This is a genomic window from Arenibaculum pallidiluteum, from assembly GCF_017355985.1.
Lineage (GTDB): Bacteria > Pseudomonadota > Alphaproteobacteria > Azospirillales > Azospirillaceae > Arenibaculum > Arenibaculum pallidiluteum.
In genome coordinates this window covers 140,756-158,786 of the sequence record NZ_JAFIQU010000011.1, presented here as the reverse complement: position 1 = coordinate 158,786, position 18,031 = coordinate 140,756, and the positions used below count along the sequence as shown (strand labels likewise).

Below are 18,031 nucleotides of genomic sequence, written 5' to 3'. Positions count from 1 at the left end.
GCGCCTCGTTGCGATATCGCAACATTCTAGGCCGGTGCAGCGGCGGCCACTCCCCAGCCGGTCCTGCGACTCAGTCGCCGGGATACTCTCCGGCGCGCCCGGCAGGCGGGGGATGGAACTCGATCTGGCGGCGCAGCGGCGCCTCGGCGAAGAGGCCGAAGGCCTGTATCACGTGGCCAGCGGGGACCGTGATCCCGCGGGCGACGCCCGTGCCCTTCAGGACGCCGCCGCGCCGGTCGGGATCGGGCTCGCGGTGCGTGCCGCCATCACCGAGCACGCAGTCCTGGCAACGGATCGGTCCCAGCACCTGCGCCCCGCGCCCGATCTCGTTGGAACGCGCCAGCGAGCCGCCGCCCAGCAGCCGGGCTCCCGCGCCGACGCGGATGCGGATTCCGGCTTCCTCGGCCTTCAGCGTGAAGCCGCCCTCCTCGCCGATCTCGGCCGCCTCCTCCACCAGGACGGAGCCGCCCGCGGCGACGATGCGCGTGCCCGGGAACAGCACCGTCCCGGCGCCAACCGCCACCGCGCCGTCCAGGCGCTGCACCACCGTCCCGGGGTAGAGCACCACGCCCCGGCCCCAGTCGATGCCGGGCGAGACGAGGGTCGAGCCCGGATCGAGGACGGCGACGCCCCGATCCGCGAGCGCCGCCGTCCCGGCAGCGGTCAGGAAGCCCAGGTGGCGGCGGCCCTCGTCCGGCGCTGCGCCCACAGATCGGGCTTGCGCGGCCATGCCGCTCAGGCCCGGGGCTTGCGGCGCGACGGGGCCTTGGCGGGCGCCCTGGCCGGCGTCTCCAGCGCCTTGCCCAGCGCGACGATCAGGCCCACAGCCAGGCACATCGTCGCGCTGAGCGATCGGAACCCGTCCACCTGGGCGTCGTCCACGACGAGGCGCACGGTCGACAGCGGCGCCAGCGGGCTGAGGCTGCCGTCGGTCAGGGACAGGACGGGCACGCCGCGCCCGGCCGCCAGGCGGCAGACCTCCACCGTCTCGTCGGAATAGGGCTTGAAGCTGACGGCCAGGAGCACGTCGCGCGGCGTCATGGACTGGGCCTGCTCGCGGATCATGCCGCCGATCCCGTCCAGCAGCACGACGCGCCGGCCGAGCTGGCCCAGCGCATAGCCGAAATAGACCGCGGCCGGGAAGGACCGGCGCTGGCCCATCAAATAGACGTGCTCAGCGCCGCGCAGCAGCGCGACCGCGGCGTCCAGCTCCTCGGGCCGGATCTCCTGGCGCAGGTGCTCCAGCGCCTGGATCCCGGCGAGGGCGAAATGGTCGAGGACATCCGCAGGCGTCTCCAGCCCCCGCGCGCTTCCGGCCGTGCGCACGCGCTCCTTGTAGCTCGGCATGCCGTCGACGAGGCGCGTGCGGAACACGCGCTGCATGTCGGTGTAGCCGTCGAAGCCCAGGACCTTCGCGAAACGGATCAGCGAGGAGGGCTGGACCCCGGCGCGCTCGGCCACGACGGCGACCGTCTCGAGCGCCATGTCGTTGGGGTTCGCCAGCGCGAACTCGGCGATCTGGCGCAGGCGGGGGCTCAGCGTGCCGTGGACCTGCGCGATCGCGGCTTCGAGCGCCGAAAAGCTCGCTGGAGTCTCGCTGGTGATGGCGTCCAAGGCCGGGCTCCCACGCTCGTCGATGCGCAATGGCTGCGGGACCTCAGTCATAGGCCCCCATGACGTTCTGATCGTGATCGATCAGAGCGCCGGTCATGATCCCCGATTCATCGCTCAGGAGAAAGGCGGCGAGACGCGCGACGTCCGCGGGCTTGACCAGCCGCCCGAAGGGCTGGTCCGCCTCGGCCTCGGCAAGCCAGCTGGGGCCGCGCCCCATGGCCTCGCGCTGGACGCGATCCTCGTTGGGCGTGTCGCACCAGCCCATGTTGATCCCGTTCACGCGGATCCTGTGCCGGCGCAGACCGTTCGCGGTGTTCTTCGTCAGGGTCGCGAGCGCGCCCTTGGAGGCCGAATAGGCCACCAGGAAGGGCTGCCCGCCATGGCTCGACATCGTGATCACGTTCACGATGGAGCCGGCGATCCCCTCGCGCCGCATCAGCGCCGCGGACTCCTGGATCAGAAGGAAGGGCGCGCGCACGTTCACGGCGAAGAGGCGGTCCCAGAGCTCGACCGTCGTGTCCTCCAGATGGCCGCGGTCGGTGGCGCCGGCCGCATTCACGAGACCGTCGACCCGGCCGAAGCGGCGGTCGGCCGCGGCCACCACGGCACGGCAGTCATCGGGCCGCTCCAGCTCGGCCCGCTGGAACACCGTCCGACAGCCCTGCGCCTCCAGATCGGCGGCGACGGCGCGCCCGCGGCCCTCGTCGCGGCCGCAGATCACGAGCCCCGCGGCGCCACAGGCCGCGGCATTGCGGGCAACGGCCTCGCCGACGCCCTGGGTCGCGCCGGTCACGATGATCACGCGTCCGCCGAGATCGACTGGCAAGGGGGCCCCTCCTGCACCGCCCGGTCCGCTCCGATCGGGCTTGACTTGAAACGGCACAGATGTAGCAGTGATCCCACAGACATAGAACAGGCATTTCATTCATGACGGACGGGCCAGGTCCCTGCGGGGCCGCGCTGCGGCGCATGGTGGCGGAATCCATCGCGCGCGAGGCCGGGCTTCTGGCGCTGCGCCTGCAGCGCGACCCGGACCTGGTGGTGGAGCTCAAGGGCATCCAGGACTTCGTGAGCGCGGCCGACCGCGCGCTGGAGGATCTGATCAAGGCGCGCATCGCCGCGGCCTTTCCCGAGGACGCGGTCCTGGGCGAGGAGAGCGGGGCCAGCGCGGGGATCGACGAGGCCACGGCCGTCTGGGTAATCGATCCCATCGACGGGACTGCCAATTTCGTGCGCGGCCGCGCCGGCTGGTGCGTCTCGATCGCCCTGGTGCGGGACGGCCGGGCGGAGATCGGCGTGATCTACGACCCCGTCCAGGACGAGCTGTTCAGCGCGCGGCACGGGCACGGCGCCACCCGGAACGGCGAGCCGATCCGGGTGTCCCGACGGACCTCGCTGGAAGGCGCGATGATCGGCAACGGCTTCTCCTACCGGCGTCCGGTGGCCGATCACGTCCGCATCTCGCACCTGCTGCTGGAGGCCGGCTGCGAGTACCGCCGCTCCGGCACCGGCGCGCTCGACATGGCGCATGTGGCCGATGGCCGGCTGGACGGCTATGTGGAGATGCACATCAATGCCTGGGACGTCCTGGCTGGCCTCGTCCTCGTCCGCGAGGCCGGCGGCTGGACCAACGACTTCCTGAGGGATGGCGGGCTGAGCCGCGGCAACCCGATCCTGGCCGCTCCGGCCGGCCTGGCCGAAGCGGTGTGCGGGCTCCTGGGCCTGGACCTGTCCTGAGGAATGCGGGATCAAGGTCCGGAACAAACGTTCCGCCTATCCGCCCGGGCGACATTGACAATCCAGGACCCGGGCCGCACTCTTTCGAAAGCGGATAATCCGCATTTCAAACAAGATTTCGCGGCGCGGCGAAGAACATCCGGGAGGGAGGCATGAACGTCAAGGGAGTGGCGCTGGCCGGCGTGCTCGCCGCCATGGGCGGGCTGGCCGCAGCGGAGGCGCAGGCGCAGGGCAAGCTCACACTCTACTGCTCCGTGCAGGAGGAGTGGTGTCAGCTCATGGTCAACGAATTCCAGAAGAAGACCGGCATCCAGGTCGCCATGACCCGCAAGAGCAGCGGTGAGACCTATGCCCAGATCAAGGCTGAGGCGGCCAATCCGAAGGGCGACGTCTGGTGGGGCGGCACTGGCGACCCGCACCTGCAGGCGGCCGAGGAAGAGCTGACCATGCCCTACGAATCGCCGCTTCTGAAGGAGCTGCACCCCTGGGCGGCCGCGCAGCACGGGATCGCGGGCGGGCGCACCGTCGGTATCTATCTCGGCGCGCTGGGCTACGGCTACAACACCGAGACCCTTGCCAAGAAGAACCTGCCGGCGCCGAAATGCTGGGCCGACCTGGCCAAGCCCGAATACAAGGGCGAGGTCCAGGTTGCCAATCCCAACGCCTCGGGCACGGCCTACACCTTCATCGCGACGCTGGTGCAGCTCTGGGGCGAGGACAAGGCCTTCGCCTATCTGAAGCAGCTCAACGGCAACGTGAACCAGTATACCAAGTCCGGCGCCGCGCCGGCGCAGGCGGCCGGGCGGGGTGAGACGCTGATCGGCATCGCCTTCCTGCACGACGTGATCACCCCGGCGATCAAGGGCCTGCCGGTGGCCGCCGTCCCGCCCTGCGAAGGAACCGGGTTCGAGATCGGCTCCATGAGCATCATCGACGGCGCGCGCAACCTGGAGAACGCCAAGAAATGGTATGATTGGGCACTGTCCGCCGAGGCCCAGGCCCTGGGCGCCCAGGCGGCGAGCTACCAGAACCCGTCGCACCGCGCCGCGCCGATCCCCGCGCAGGCTCCGAAGATGGACCAGATCAAGCTGATCGATTACGACTTCAAGAAGTTCGGCTCCTCGGACGAGCGCAAGCGCCTGCTGGCACGCTGGGACGCCGAGATCAAGGTTCTCGGCAATTGACCCAACGGAGCACCCGCGGGGCATGCCCGCGGGTGCTCCGTCCGGAGCGACACCGACGCGGTCCAGTCAGGCAGCGCGAGGCCATTGGTGAGAACTCCCTTCACGGCCGTGCTGGCGGCGGGTTGGTTGGGCTTTGCCCTCCTGCCCTGGTACATGCTCGAGGACGGTCTTCTGGCCTTCTCGTGGCTCGGCGCCTATCCCGACCGCGACACCGCCCCTGCCCTGGTCCAGGGGCTGGCGCATGGCCGCTGGTGGCTGCTGCCGCCGGTCGCGGCGCTGCTGGTCCCGCTCATCGCCGCGCGCCGGCCCCGGGGCGACCGCCTGGCGGGAACCATGATGGCGGCCGCGGGGCTCTTCGGCCTGGCCTGGCTGCTGGCGCAGGGCTTCGTCATCGGCGCGCGGGGCTGGACTCAGCCCTGGCTTACGGAGGCGTTCGGGCGCATCCAGGCCCGGCAGTTCGGCATGGGCTGGGGGGCCCTCCTGACGGCGGCGGCCTGCCTCTACGTGTTCACGACGGGCCTCGCGCGCCGCGGCACCATGCGCGGTGATGCCTTCGTGACGGGGGCGATCGGTACCGTGATCGCCAGCATCCTGCTCTTCGTCTTCTACCCGGTCTCCAAGGTGCTGCTGGCCGCCGCGGTCGACGAGGCCGGCGGCTTCTCGACGGCGGAGCTGGCCGCACGCCTGACCACGGGCAACATCTGGGGCCTCGCCTGCCTGGGTGGGCGGGCGCAATGCGGCGTGCTCTGGAACAGCCTGGCGCTGGCGGTCACAACCGGCGTGCTGACCACGCTGCTGGGCCTGGCCTTCGCCCTGCTGGCCGAGCGCACGGGCTTCGGCCGCAGGGGCAAGGGCGTCCTCAAGGCGCTGACCGTGCTCCCGGTGATCACCCCGCCCTTCGTGATCGGCCTGGGCATCATCCTGATCTTCGGGCGCAACGGCACCGTCACCCTGCTGATGGAGCAGGCGTTCGGCATTCCCCCGTCCCGCTGGGTCTACGGCTTCACCGGGCTCGTGATCGTCCAGGTCCTGGCCTTCACGCCGATCGCCTACCTGGTCCTGGTGGGCGTCGTCCAGGGCATGAGCCCGACCCTGGAGGAGGCCGCCCAGATGCTGCGCGCCAGCCGCTGGCGCAGCTTCCGCACGGTGACCTGGCCACTGATGCGTCCCGGCCTCGCCAACGCATTCCTGATCGGCTTCGTCGAGAGCCTGGCGGATTTCGGGAATCCTCTGGTCCTCGGCGGCAATTTCGAGGTCCTGTCCACGCAGATCTTCTACGCCGTCGTCGGCGGCCAGACGGATCCGGGCCGGGCCTCGGCCCTCGCCATCGTGCTGCTCTGCCTGACCCTGGGCGCCTTCGTCGTGCAGCGGCGCTGGCTCGGCAGCCGCTCCTACACGACCCTGTCCGGCAAGGGGGATGCGGGTCTGCCCACGCCGCTGCCCCGGCGGGTGCGCTGGCTGGTCTACGGCTCGACCGTGCCCTGGATGGCCTTCACCGTGGCGCTCTACGCGCTGGTGCTGTTCGGAGGCTTCGTCAGGACCTTCGGCATCGACAACACCCTGACCCTGGAGCACTACGCGACCGCCTTCGGGATCGTGTGGGACGCGGAGGGGCTGCAATGGACCGGACGCGCCTGGCCCTCCTTCTTCACCACCATCGAGCTCTCCGCCATCGCGGCGCCGCTGACGGCGGCGATCGGGCTTCTGACGGCCTATCTGCTGAACCGGCAGCGCTTCGCGGGACAGGGGGCGTTCGAGTTCGTGACGATGCTGAGCTTCGCGATCCCCGGCACCGTGATCGGGGTCAGCTACATCCTGGCCTTCAACGTGCCGCCGATCGAGCTGACCGGCACCGGGCTGATCCTCGTGATCTGCTTCGTGTTCCGGAACATGCCCGTCAGCATCCGGGCCGGCATCGCCGCCATGACCCAGATCGACAAGAGCCTGGACGAATGCTCGCTGACGCTGCGGCACGGCAGCTTCGCGACGGTCCGCCGGGTGATCCTCCCGCTTCTGCGCCCGGCCGTGGTGGCCTCGCTGGTCTACAGCTTCGTGCGGGCGATCACCTCGGTCAGCGCGGTGATCTTCCTGGTCAGCGCCCAGTACAATCTCGCGACGGCCTACATCGTCGGCCGGGTCGAGGTCAGCGACTTCGGCGTCGCCATCGCCTACAGCTCGGCCCTGATCGTGTTCATGACCGCCGGCGTCGCACTGATCCAGCTGCTCGTGGGCGAGCGGCGCCTGGGCCGGCGCAACGGCGCCGCCCCGCTGGCCCAGAGGAGTGTCGCCGCATGAGCTTCGCCGGACGGTCCGCCAGCGTCGAGTTCCGCTCGGTCAGCCGCCAGTACGGCCGCGTGGTCGCGGTCAACGACGTCTCCTTCACGATCCGCAGCGGCACGCTGGCCACGCTCCTGGGTCCGTCGGGCTGCGGGAAGACCACGACGCTTCGCATGATCGCGGGGCTGGAGGTGCCGTCCGCCGGCCGGATCCTGATCGGCGGGGAGGATGTCACGACGCTGCCCCCCATGCAGCGCGACGTCAGCATGGTCTTCCAGTCCTATGCCCTGTTCCCCCACATGACGGTTCTGGAGAACGTGGCCTATGGCCTGGCCGGGTCCGGCGAGACCCGGCCCCAGCAGGAGGAGCGCGCGCGCCAGGGCCTTGCGCTGGTCGGCCTGTCGGGCTTCGAGCGGCGCATGCCGTCCGAGCTGTCGGGCGGCCAGCAGCAGCGTGTCGCGGTCGCCCGCGCCCTGGTGCTGGAGCCGCGCGTCCTGCTCTTCGATGAGCCGCTGTCCAACCTGGACGCCAAGCTGCGCCGCCGCATGCGCGAGGAGATCCGGGATTTGCAGCAGGGCCTGGGGCTGACCTCGGTCTACGTGACGCACGACCAGGAGGAGGCGCTGGCGGTCTCAGACACCATCATCGTGATGGACCAGGCCTGCATCGCCCAGATCGGCACGCCGTGGGAGCTGTACCGGCGGCCCGCCAGCGCCTTCGTCGCCGATTTCATCGGCGGCGCCAATCTGCTGCCCTGCGAGGTGACCCAGATCGCGGACGGCGTCGCGACCGTCCAGGTCGGGCCGGTCCGGGTCCAGGTCGAGGCGTCCGAGAACGCCATGCCCGGCACCGCCAAGCTGGTGGTCCGCCCGGGGGCAGTCGCCTTCATGACGGGGGTCGAGGCGCTGTCCGGCCTCTCGGCGCTGCCCGCGGAGATCCGCAAGGCGACATACCTGGGCTCGCACTGGGAATACACGCTGGCGACGGACCTGGGCGAGGTCTTCGTCACCCAGTCTTCCGAGGCCGGCTACCCGCCCGGGACCTCGGTGCTGCTGGCGCTGGAGCGCCGCGGCCTGGCGCTGGTCTCGGTCTGAGGGACGGGCTCAGGGGGCCACGCCCGGCAACCCGCCCAGGAAACCATAGGCGCGCAGGCGGCGGGCCAGATCCTCGGCCCCGGTGAAATGCACCGCGGCGAATCCCAGCGCCTCGGCCGCCGCCACATTCTTCGGCGCATCGTCGATGAAGACCGAGCGCCTGGGATCGATGCCGGCGCGCGCCACCAGCAGGTCGAAGATCCGCCGGTCGGGCTTGGCCAGCCGCTCGTCGCCGGAGACCACGATGTCCCGGAACAGCTTCAGGAACTCGAACCGGCCGCGCGCGATGGGAAAGGTCTCTCCGGACCAGTTGGTGATGGCATAGAGCGGCACGCCGTCGCGGTGCAGGGCCTCCAGCAGCGCGACCGTCTCGGGGATCACGCCGCCGAGCATGTCGGGCCAGCGGTCCCACCAGGCGCGGATCAGATGCGCCTGGTCGGGATGGCGCGCGGAGAGCTCGGCGATCGCCTCGGCGAAAGGCCGCCCCTCGTCGAGCTGGTGGTTCCAGGCGCTCGTGCAGATCTCGGCCAGGAAGCGCTCCATGGCCTCCTCGTCGCCGTCGAAGAGGGGCCGGTAGGCGTAGCGCGGGTTCCAGTCGACGAGCACGCCGCCGAGGTCGAAGACCACCGTGTCGATGCTTGCCCTGTCGATGCTTCCCGCGCGCTCGGCCGCCTGCCCCATCATGATCCCCCGCCCGTCGGTCGTTGCGGCCGCCATCACGTCCCGAAGACCGCCCCGGCGTCAACTGCCGGATCGTCGACTGCCGGATCGTCGACTGCCGGATCGTGGACGGGCGCCTCGCCCCCGACGGCTCCTTCCGCAGCCTGTGACAGGATCGCCGAGATCTCCTCCAGCAGCGCGGTGTCGTCGCCCGCCATGCCGTCCATGGCGATCATGCGCGCGATCACCGCGGCGGCGACCTTCTCCTCGACCGTGTCCTCGGCATAGGCGTACCAGACCGCGGCCGCCCGCCCGTCCCGGTGGCAGCGGCCCTCGACCTGCTGCATCTGGATCGCGGAATAGCGGATGTCGTGGATCACCAGCGCGCGTGGCCTGTCGCCGCCGGGCATCTCGCCCTGGTGCAGCGAGATGGATTCCGTGGCGGTGAAGACGACGGCGTCCAGCGCGCCCGTCTGGAACGCGACCCGCGTCGCCTCGTTCTCCGGCGCCGCGAACTCGCCGGTGATGCGCCCCGTGCGCCAGCCCCGCGCCCCGAGCGCATCCGCCAGCATGGCGCCTGTCTCGAGGAAGGCCACCGAGACCGAGACCTGATGGCCGTTCTCCAGCAGCTCCTCGGCGAGGTCGGCGGTGCCGCGCACGCGCAGCAGCGATCCCTTCTGGCGGAAGCGCAGGTCGGCCGCCCAGCCGGCGGGCCGGCGCGTGCTGCCCCCGGCCAGGCCGAGCTCGCGCCGGAACTCGCGCCAGGTCGCCTCGTAGAGCCGCCGCTCGCCGCGGTCCAGCGCCGTCGGGACCAGCGCCCGCTGCACCTCGGGCCAGCCCGCGATGTCCTCGGGGCGGCGGCGCAGCCCGATTGCGTGTGGCCCGGCATAGAGCAGGTCGGCCATGGTCCGGCGGTCCGCCTCGTTGGGCTCCCAGCGCCAGTTGGTCCAGCGCCCCTTGGCCCGGCCGATGCCCAGCCGCTTCATGAGCCCCCGGAACTCGGCGAGATCGCCAGTCGGCTGGCCGGCCGCCTCGCCCAGCAGCGGCCCAAGATAGCCGAGCTCATGCGGCGCCTGTCCCGCCGTGGCGCTCAGGAAGATGCGGAAGCGGGCGGCATCCGCCTGGGCCCGGCAGGCCATGGTCTGCTGGGCGTAGGGATTGCGCAGCCGGTGCGCCTCGTCGAAGACCACGATGGAATAGGCGCGGACCGGCATCCCCGTACGCGCGAGCTCGTTGTTGCGGGCGCGGGTCGAGCGGCGCTGCGTGGGAGCCGCCGGCCGCAGCAGCGCCTTGGTGCGCTCGTAGTTGGTGATGGTGACGTCCTTCGCCGCCATTCCCGCCCGCGCGATGGTCTGGCGCCACTGCGGGATCGCGCCGCGAGGGCAGACGATCAGCACGTCGGGTTCGGGCATGGCCGCGACCGCCAGCCAGGTCGAGAGGGTCTTGCCCAGCCCAGTCCGGTCGCCGAGCAGGAAGCCCCAGCGGCCGGCCGCGCGCGCCGACAGGATCCTGTCGCGCGCCTCGATCTGGTGGGGATGGGGGACGAGCGCCGGGGCCCCGGCGCCGAAGAGATCTGTCATCCCCGCCAATGTGGGGTTCCGGCGGCCGCGGATGCAACCGGCGCCGCGGGCGGAGCCTCCCGTGCGCCGCCTCGACCCGGGCTTCACGGCGCAGGCCTCACGGGGGCGTGAGCGGGCGTGGCCGAAGCGTGATTGGCGCTTGCCGCCTGTACGGACCATCCTCACGCTCGAACCTGCCCCATGGAGGCATTGGATGATGACGAGACGAGTCCTCTTGGGCGGCCTTGCCGCCGCCGGGGTCGCGGCGACTGGCCTGAGGGCCCTGTCTGGAAAGGCCGCGCCCGGAGGGGCCGCCGGACCCGAGGCCCGCTTCCCCTTCACGCTGTCCGAGGCCGAATGGAAGGCGCGGCTGAGCCCGCAGCAATACGCGGTGCTGCGGGACCACGGGACCGAACGCGCAGGCACCAGCCCCCTGAACGCCGAGAAGCGCCCCGGCATCTTCGCCTGCGCGGGCTGCGGCCATCCGGTGTTCGACGCGCGCACGAAGTACGAGAGCGGGACCGGCTGGCCGAGCTTCTGGGAGCCGCTCCCGGGCGGGATCGGCACCTCAGTCGACCGCAGCTTCTTCATGACGCGGACCGAGGTGCACTGCGCGAACTGCGGCGGCCATCTCGGCCATGTCTTCGAGGACGGGCCGCAGCCCACCGGCCTGCGCTACTGCATGAACGGGGTCGCCATGACCTTCCGCCCCGCGACCGCCTGAGAAGCCGGAGTAACCGTCCCATGACCCCGATCCATATCCTCGTCCTGGCCCTCGGGCTGCTTGCCGCCCCATGGGCCGCCCCTGGGGCGGCCACGGCGCAGGAGGCCCCGAGGACCGAGACCGCCATCCTGGCCGGCGGCTGCTTCTGGTGCGTCGAGTCCGACTTTGACAAGGTTCCCGGCGTCCTGGAGACCGTCTCGGGCTTCGCCGGGGGGCATGTGGCCAACCCGACCTACCGGCAGGTCACGGCCGGCGGCACCGGCCACCGCGAGGTCGTGCGCGTCACCTTCGATCCGGCTAGGGTCAGCTTCACGCAGCTCGTGTCCTATTTCTGGCGCACGATCGACCCCGTGGACGGCGGCGGCCAGTTCTGCGACCGCGGGGAGAGCTACACCACGGCGATCTACGCCACGACCCCGGCGCAGCTCGAGCAGGCCCAGGCGTCCAAGGCGGAGATCGAGCGCCGGCTCGGCCGCAAGATCGAGACGGTGGTGGCGGCGCTGGATGCCAAGGAGTTCTTCCCGGCCGAGGCCTACCACCAGAACTACCACGAGACCCACAGCCTGAAATACGCCTACTACCGCTATGCCTGCGGGCGCGACGCGCGGCTGGAGAAACTCTGGGGCCCGGCGGCCGGCAAGTGGCCGCCCCCGGCCGATCAGCCGGGAAGCTGAGCAGCTCCCTTTCTCATCCTTTCGCACCGGCCCTCCTCCCCGCCGTCCCGGGTTAAGGTCAGTGACGTGTCGGGAGGAGGCCTGAACCCATGTGCCGCATCTTCGCTGACCAGGACCCCCGCCGCTTCGAGATGGTGACGAAGCGCGTGCGGCTGAGCGGACATTCCACGAGCGTCTGCCTCGAAGCCGCGTTCTGGAGGACACTCGAGGAAATCGCCGGGATCCAGGGCGTCTCGCTGGGCCGCTTCCTGTCGAAGCTGCACGACGAGGTCCTTGCCAAAGGGGTCGAAAGGAGGAACTTCGCGGGCCTTCTGCGCTGCGCCTGCCTGACCTACGCCCAGGAGGTCAGGGGCGGCACGCCGGCCCTGGACGCCCTCGGGCGCGAGGCGGCCCTGAGCTTCGGCATCGACGGGCCGGCCAAGGCCGCGCACTGTAGCCAGGAGGCCGCGTAGACCTCCCTGTCCACCCGGAGGCCGCGTAGGCCTCCCTGCCCCCGGAACGAGACGCCGTGCCGCGCGGCCGGAGCCGCACGGCACGGGTCCGATCGCGCCTAGATGGCGTTGCGGCCCATCTGCTCGGCGATGTAGTCGGCCTGGCGGAGCGCCAGCGCGACGATGGTCAGCGTCGGGTTCTCGGCCCCGCCGGTGGTGAACTGCGAGCCGTCCGAGACGAACAGGTTCCCGACGTCGTGGGCCTGGCCCCATTTGTTGATGACGCCGTCGCGCGGCCGCTCGCTCATGCGGTTGGTGCCGAGGTTGTGGGTCGAGGGATAGGGCGGCGTCGGGAAGGTGCGGACGGCCCCGACCGCATTGTAGAGCTCCGCCCCCTGGCGATAGGCATGGTTGCGCATGGCCACGTCATTGGGGTGGTCGTCGAAATGGACGTTCGGGACCGGCATCCCGTACTTGTCCTTCGTCTCCTTGTGCAGGGTGACGCCGTTCCGCTCCTGCGGCATGTCCTCGCCGACAAGCCACATGCCGGCCATGTGCTCGTAGCCGTCCAGCGCGCTCGTGAACTCGCGCCCCCAGGCGCCGGGGTCGAGGAAGGCCGCCATGAAGGGCAGGCCCAGGGACAGGGTCTCCATCTCGTAGCCGCCGACGAAGCCGCGATAGGGGTCGTGGCGCGCCTCGTCCGAGACGATCCCGGCCATGGTCGTGCCCCGGTACATGCGGACCTTGTCCTCGAAGACGCCGTAGACCGAACCCGTCATGTGCCGCATGTAGTTGCGGCCGACTTGGCCGGAGGAGTTCGCGAGCCCCTCGGGGAACAGGTTCGAGGCCGAATTCAGCAGCAGGCGCGGGCTTTCGATGGAGTTGCCGGCGACGGCGACGACGCGCGCCTTCTGGCGCTGCAGGTTGCCGTCCCCGTCGGCGTAGACGACGCCGGTCACCTTGCCCTGGGGATCGTGCTCGATCTTCAGGACCTGGCAGTTCGGCCGGACCTCGAGGTTGCCGGTCGCCTCCCCTTTGGGGATCTCGGCATAGAGCGTCGACCATTTCGCGCCGGTCTTGCAGCCCTGGAAGCAGAAGCCGATCTGCCGGCACGAGGCGCGGCCGTCGCGGGGCTGCGAGTTGATGGCCATCCGCCCGGTATGGCACGCCTTGTAGCCGAGCTTGTCCGCCCCCGCCTTGAGGACCTTGAAGTTGTTGTTGCCCGGCAGGCCGGGGATTCCGTTGGTGCGGGTCACGCCCATGCGGTCCTCGGCCCTGGCGTAGTAGGGCTCCAGCTCCTCCAGCGTGATCGGCCAGTCCAGGAGGTTCGCGCCCGCGACCTCGCCATAGGTCGTCCGGGCCTTGAACTCGTGGGGCTGGAAGCGCAGCGAGGCGCCGGCCCAGTGGATCGTCGATCCGCCGACCGCCTTGACGATCCAGGCCGGAAGCCCCGCGAAGTCCTTCGCCACCCGCCAGGTGCCGGAGGTCGTCCGCGGATCCAGCCAGGAGATCTGCGCGAAGCTTCCCCATTCGTCGTTCTGGAAATCCTCGATCTCGTGGCGGCCGCCCGCCTCGAGGATCACGGTCCTGATGCCCTTCAGGGCGAGCTGGGTCCCGAGCGTGCCGCCGCCGGCGCCGGAACCCACGATGACGACGAGCCCGTCGTCGTTCAGGTCGAACTGTGCTGCCATGGTTCCATCCTCCCGCCGGGCCGGTGCGTCACAGCCACTCGATGTCGTCGAAGCCGCGCTCGAGATAGCCTCCCTTGGAAGCGCTCTCGCCCTCGTACCCGAAGAGCGGCCAGACCTCCTGGTTGTTGTAGAGGCCGGTGACCAGCCCGCCGCGGACCTTCTGGAAGAAGGGATCGGTCTCCATGCCGCGGAGCAGCCGCACCCGGTCAGCCTCCCAGCCGACCTCGACGAAGGGCGTGCCGTGCTTGGACTTCGCGGCCGCATCCAGCGTCGCGACGCCGTTCTCCAGCAGGTTGCGGATCGCCGGATCCTTGGCGGCCGCCTCGTCCTGCGGCTTCACGGCCACCACGTAGAAGCGGTCGGCCAGGCGGTCGTGGGGATAGATGTCGCGCGCCATCCTCACCAGCGTGCGCATGGTCCCGGGCTTCAGGGCCTTGACCTCGTAGCCCCAGGCCTCGGATGGCTTGAGGATCGCGCCGCCGCTGACAAGGATCGCCGTGGCCGCCGCGGCGGAGGCGGTCCCCGCGAGAAAGCCGCGGCGTCCGATCGCGCCGTGAATTGCCTGGCTCATCATTTCCTCCCTCGCTCTTTTCGTGCGGCTTCGGTCAGCGGTAGCGGCCGTGGCGCTGGAGGACCTCGATCTTGTAGCCGTCGGGGTCCTGGACGAAGAAGAAGCGCGCCATTAGGGCACCGTCGCGCATGAACTCCTTGATGGGGTTCGGGGCATAGTCGAGATCCGTGAAGCGCCGGTGCTCGGCGTCGAGGTCGTCGACGCAAAGCGCGAGGTGGCCGTAGCCGTCTCCCAGGGCATAGGGCTCGGTCCGCCCGTGGTTCACGGTCAACTCGACCTCGAAGTCGTTCTCGGCATTGCGGAGATAGGCCAGCGTGAAGCCGTCGAACTCGAACCGCTCGGCCAGGTCGAGCCCGAAGGCGTTCTTGTAGAAGTCCCGGGAGCGGTGCTCGTCCAGGACACGGATCATGGTGTGGATCGCCTTGGCCACGGTTTCGGATCCTCCCTGCGTCGCCATTGCTGGGAAGCCTAGGCCCGGCCTGGAGGGACGTGGTGGTAACTATGTACTACATGACGATTTTCCGTATGGCTGACGATATGCCTGCGACCGATGCCGGCCGCCATGCGCCGACATCCGGCGCCCCCGCCTGCCCCGTGGCTTTGCCGCCGCCGCGGCCCCATCTTCGGCGCAGCGTCGGACCCGGCGCACCCTGAAGGAGCACCAGCCATGACAGCCAGACCGGTCGTCCGCATCCACGCCGCCGAGCGGGACGACATCGCCGAGCTCGTGACGCGGCGCCCGCTGCCGGGTCCGTCGCTGGCGCTGCTGGACCCATTCCTGCTGCTGAACCACCACGGGCCGCAGAGCTACCCGCCGGGGAACCGCGGCCTGCCCTTCGGCCCCCATCCGCACCGTGGCTTCGAGACCGTGACCTTCATCCTGGAGGGCGAGCTTGCCCACCAGGATTCCGGCGGGCACGAGAGCGTCATCGGCTCCGGCGGCGTGCAGTGGATGACGGCCGGCAGCGGCCTGATCCATGCCGAGCTGTCGCCGGAATCCTTCAGGCGCGGCGGCGGCCCGCTCGAGATCCTGCAGCTCTGGGTGAACCTGCCGGCCCGGCTGAAGATGACGGAGCCGCGCTATGTCGGCCTGCAGCGGGACCAGATCCCAGCCATCGAGGAGGACGGGGGACGGGTGCGCGTGAACCTCGTCTCGGCCGCCTATGACGGGCGCGAGGGGCCGGTCCGCTCGCCCACCGACGTGCAGATGCTGTGGGTCGAGGCGGCCGCCGGCGGCCGGTTCGCGATGCCCGTGGCGCCCGGGCGGACGGTGCTCCTCTACGTCGTGCGCGGCGCGGTCGAGGTCGGCACGCGGCGTATCGACGCATTCGAGCTCGCCGAGCTCGGCGAGGGCGACACGGTGGCCTTCGAGGCCGCGGCGGACTCGCTCGTCCTGCTGGGCCATGGCCAGCCCTTCGGCGAGCCGGTCGTCGCGCACGGCCCCTTCGTGATGAACACCCAGGCCGAGATCGCCCAGGCCGTGCAGGACTACCGGGCCGGCAGGTTTGGGAGCTGGGCCGGCGCTTGAACCCGTCGGCGTCCTTCCCGGACGCCCCCCGTTAGACGCCCGAGAGCCTGGCCTTGGACAGCGGAAGGCTCCGGATCCGCTGGCCCGTCAGCGCCGCGACCGCGTTCACGACGGCGGGCGGCACCCCGGGGAGGCCCACTTCCCCCACGCCGCCCATGGGTGCGCCGCTTTCGACGATCCTCACATGGATCCTGGGCATCGCGTCGCGCGTCAGGATCGGATAGGCGTCGTAGTTGCGTGCCTGGCGGGTGCCGCCCTCGTAGGCCATCTCCTCGAACAGGGTCGCCGAGACGCCCAGCGCGGCCGCGGATTCCACCTGAGAGACGACGATCGCGGGATTCACGACGCTTCCGGGGTCGACGGCGATCCAGATGTCGTGGATGCGGGCCTGGCCGTTCTCGATCGACACCTCGGCGATCGTCGCCGTCTCCGAGCCGAAGGGCGAGGCCATGGCGACGCCGCGCGCGCGGCGCCCGTCCCCGGCCTCGTAGGGGCCGCGCCGCCAGCCCCCGGAAAGATCGGCGACGGCGCTCAGGAGGTCGCGGTGCCGCGGCCTGTCCTTCAGCAGCTCCATCCGCAGCTCAAACGGATCCCTTCCGCCGGCCTCGGCGATCTCGTCCAGGAAGCCTTCGTAGAAGAAGTCGTTCATGGAATGGCCGACCGACCGCCAGAAGGCGATGGTCACGGGATGGGCCAGCTTCACGAAGGAGAAGCTGCGGTTCGGGATTGCATAGGGCTTTTCGACCAACCCTTCCACGGCCGAGCTGTCGACGGGGCTCTTGATGACCTCGCCGAACCAGCGGCCGATGGGCCCCTCGCCGACCGTCCGGACCTCGACGGCGCTAGGCTGTCCCCGGCCGTCCAGGGCCGCCCGGAAGCGGCTGAACGAGAGCGGGCGCACCGCGTCCATCAGGAACTCCTCCTCCCGCGACCACAGGACCTTGACCGGCCGCCCCGTCGCCTGGGCGAGGAGGATCGCCTGGGGGAACGGGTTCGCGGGGGCATACATGAAGTGGCGCCCGAAGAAGCCGCCGAGCGTGGGCGAATGCACGATCACCTGCTCGGGCCGCAGACCGGCGATCCCCGAGGCGACGGCCTGGAAAACCTCGGGCATCTGGTTGGGGACCCACAGCTCGAGCGTTCCGTCCGCATTGAAGCGGGCGATGGTGGAGGGCGGCTCGAGCTGCGCATGGGCGAGGTACGGGGCGTCGTACTCGGCCTCGACCGTCGGGGCCGCGCCCGCGAAGGCCGCCGCGGTGTCGCCGTCCTTCTCGGCCGGGATGCCGGCCTCCTTCGAGGCCTTGAGCGCGGCGAGCATCCCGCCCGAGGAGTAGTCGGCCGCCACCGTGTCGATCCCGGTGGGCCTGGGCTCGGACCAGGTTACATCCAGCGCCTCGACGGCCTTGCGGGCCCGGAACCAGCTGTCGGCCGCGACGGCCACCGCTCCCGGCAGCCGGTGCACCGAGTGCACGCCCGGCATGCCCCGGACCTCTGGCTCGTTGCCGAGGGCGAGCGGCTCGGTGCCGAGATGCCCGGCATGCCGGACGGCGGCGTATAGCATGCCATCGACCTTCTGGTCGATGGGATAGACCGTCTTTCCGGTCGACTTCGCGCGCGCGTCCAGACGGCCCATGGGCTGCCGGATGTAGCGGAACGTCGCGGGGTCCCGGAGCTGCACCGCCTCGTCTGGCTTCAGCACGAGGGCATCGGCGGCAAGATCCCCATAGCCCAGTGAGCGGCCCGACTTCGCATGGACGACCCGGCCGTCCTCCGTGGCGAGCTCGTCCCGGCGGACGTTCAGCCGGACGGCCGCGGCCCTGATCATCATGTCGCGCGCGGTCGCGCCCAGGCGGCGCATCACGCCGTAGCTCGACCGGGTCGAGAAGCTGCCGCCGGTCAGGCGCAGCCCGTTGACCACGGCGTAGTCGGGACCGGGCGGGGCGCAGTCGACGGTGAAGCGGGCGGGATGGAGATCGAGCTCCTCGCCGACGATCTGCGCGAGACCGGTGCTGATGCCCTGGCCGCCCTCCACGAAGGGGCTGAGGAGCCTTGCCGAACCGTCCGGCCCGATCTCCAGAAAGGCCGCGACCCGGGTGCCGGGCCTGGGCGCGACGGCCGCTGGGCCCTCCGCCCGGGCAAGGGCCCCGCCGGACGGAAGCAGTGCCCCCAGGACCAGGGCCCCGGCCCCGAAGCCGAGGAACCCGCGGCGCGAGACATTCGTTACGCCGGCCGTCCGGACGAGGCCGGCGGCGGCAGTGAAGGACGGATGGTCGAAGCTGCTCATGCC

At 70.7% G+C, this 18,031-nt stretch carries 17 protein-coding genes; 8 read left to right on the top strand and 9 right to left on the bottom strand.

Annotated features, from left to right (window positions below; genetic code table 11):
• Positions 1–70 precede the first annotated feature (70 nt).
• Genes JUB13_RS20705 through JUB13_RS20695 form a run of 3 tightly spaced genes read right to left on the bottom strand, consistent with a single transcriptional unit; the run spans position 71 to position 2,440 of the window.
• On the bottom strand, positions 71–709 hold the full coding sequence (locus tag JUB13_RS20705) for a hypothetical protein (RefSeq protein ID WP_207482233.1): 639 nt from the start codon (positions 707–709) through the stop codon (positions 71–73).
• A gap of 26 nt (positions 710–735) precedes the next feature.
• Entirely contained in the window at positions 736–1,614 is an 879-nt protein-coding gene (locus tag JUB13_RS20700) for a MurR/RpiR family transcriptional regulator (RefSeq protein WP_236025097.1), read from the bottom strand.
• 43 nt (positions 1,615–1,657) lie between these two features.
• Positions 1,658–2,440 carry an SDR family oxidoreductase gene (locus JUB13_RS20695; RefSeq protein ID WP_236025096.1) on the bottom strand — a complete coding sequence of 261 codons (783 nt, stop codon included), beginning with the start codon at positions 2,438–2,440 and terminating at the stop codon, positions 1,658–1,660.
• Positions 2,441–2,541: 101 nt separating this feature from the next.
• Between JUB13_RS20695 and JUB13_RS20690 the strand changes: the two genes are divergently transcribed.
• From JUB13_RS20690 to JUB13_RS20675, 4 genes are all read left to right on the top strand, one after another.
• Positions 2,542–3,351, top strand: a complete 810-nt coding sequence (locus JUB13_RS20690; RefSeq protein WP_207482230.1) for an inositol monophosphatase family protein — start codon at positions 2,542–2,544, stop codon at positions 3,349–3,351.
• Between the two features lie 152 nt (positions 3,352–3,503).
• On the top strand, positions 3,504–4,535 hold the full coding sequence (locus tag JUB13_RS20685; RefSeq protein ID WP_207482229.1) for an ABC transporter substrate-binding protein: 1,032 nt from the start codon (positions 3,504–3,506) through the stop codon (positions 4,533–4,535).
• Positions 4,536–4,622: 87 nt separating this feature from the next.
• The gene (locus JUB13_RS20680) at positions 4,623–6,830 is read left to right on the top strand and encodes an ABC transporter permease (RefSeq protein WP_328702978.1); all 2,208 of its coding nucleotides are present in this window, start codon (positions 4,623–4,625) and stop codon (positions 6,828–6,830) included.
• The gene (locus JUB13_RS20675; protein WP_207482227.1) at positions 6,827–7,906 is read left to right on the top strand and encodes an ABC transporter ATP-binding protein; all 1,080 of its coding nucleotides are present in this window, start codon (positions 6,827–6,829) and stop codon (positions 7,904–7,906) included. The genes JUB13_RS20680 and JUB13_RS20675 overlap by 4 nt, the downstream gene beginning before the upstream one ends.
• A 9-nt stretch (positions 7,907–7,915) precedes the next feature.
• On the opposite strand, the gene JUB13_RS20670 is transcribed toward JUB13_RS20675, so the two are convergent.
• Positions 7,916–8,623 carry an HAD family hydrolase gene (locus JUB13_RS20670; protein ID WP_236025095.1) on the bottom strand — a complete coding sequence of 236 codons (708 nt, stop codon included), beginning with the start codon at positions 8,621–8,623 and terminating at the stop codon, positions 7,916–7,918.
• Complete coding sequence (locus tag JUB13_RS20665; RefSeq protein ID WP_207482225.1) at positions 8,623–10,146, bottom strand: SNF2-related protein; 1,524 nt, start codon at positions 10,144–10,146, stop codon at positions 8,623–8,625. The genes JUB13_RS20670 and JUB13_RS20665 overlap by 1 nt, the downstream gene beginning before the upstream one ends.
• A 193-nt stretch (positions 10,147–10,339) precedes the next feature.
• Here JUB13_RS20665 and msrB point away from each other — a divergent pair, with 193 nt between their 5' ends.
• The 3 genes from msrB to JUB13_RS20650 all read left to right on the top strand — a co-directional run bounded on the left by msrB (position 10,340) and on the right by JUB13_RS20650 (position 11,975).
• Positions 10,340–10,849, top strand: a complete 510-nt coding sequence (msrB, locus tag JUB13_RS20660) for a peptide-methionine (R)-S-oxide reductase MsrB (protein ID WP_456237118.1) — start codon at positions 10,340–10,342, stop codon at positions 10,847–10,849.
• Positions 10,850–10,869: 20 nt separating this feature from the next.
• Positions 10,870–11,523, top strand: coding sequence for a peptide-methionine (S)-S-oxide reductase MsrA (gene msrA, locus JUB13_RS20655; protein ID WP_207482224.1), 654 nt, complete (start codon positions 10,870–10,872; stop codon positions 11,521–11,523).
• A gap of 89 nt (positions 11,524–11,612) precedes the next feature.
• Positions 11,613–11,975: a ribbon-helix-helix domain-containing protein gene (locus JUB13_RS20650; RefSeq protein ID WP_207482223.1), complete on the top strand. Its 363-nt coding sequence runs from the start codon at positions 11,613–11,615 to the stop codon at positions 11,973–11,975.
• Positions 11,976–12,073: 98 nt separating this feature from the next.
• On the opposite strand, the gene JUB13_RS20645 is transcribed toward JUB13_RS20650, so the two are convergent.
• From JUB13_RS20645 to JUB13_RS20635, 3 genes are read right to left on the bottom strand one after another with little or no spacing between them, the layout of a single operon-like run.
• Complete coding sequence (locus JUB13_RS20645; RefSeq protein ID WP_207482222.1) at positions 12,074–13,645, bottom strand: GMC family oxidoreductase; 1,572 nt, start codon at positions 13,643–13,645, stop codon at positions 12,074–12,076.
• 28 nt (positions 13,646–13,673) lie between these two features.
• Positions 13,674–14,216, bottom strand: a complete 543-nt coding sequence (locus JUB13_RS20640; RefSeq protein WP_211115603.1) for a twin-arginine translocation signal domain-containing protein — start codon at positions 14,214–14,216, stop codon at positions 13,674–13,676.
• Between the two features lie 34 nt (positions 14,217–14,250).
• On the bottom strand, positions 14,251–14,646 hold the full coding sequence (locus JUB13_RS20635) for a VOC family protein (RefSeq protein ID WP_207482221.1): 396 nt from the start codon (positions 14,644–14,646) through the stop codon (positions 14,251–14,253).
• Between the two features lie 237 nt (positions 14,647–14,883).
• Here JUB13_RS20635 and JUB13_RS20630 point away from each other — a divergent pair, with 237 nt between their 5' ends.
• On the top strand, positions 14,884–15,744 hold the full coding sequence (locus JUB13_RS20630; protein ID WP_207482220.1) for a pirin family protein: 861 nt from the start codon (positions 14,884–14,886) through the stop codon (positions 15,742–15,744).
• Between the two features lie 31 nt (positions 15,745–15,775).
• Here the strand turns inward: JUB13_RS20630 and JUB13_RS20625 are convergent, their stop codons facing one another.
• Complete coding sequence (locus JUB13_RS20625; RefSeq protein ID WP_207482218.1) at positions 15,776–18,028, bottom strand: xanthine dehydrogenase family protein molybdopterin-binding subunit; 2,253 nt, start codon at positions 18,026–18,028, stop codon at positions 15,776–15,778.
• Between the last annotated feature and the right edge of the window lie 3 nt (positions 18,029–18,031).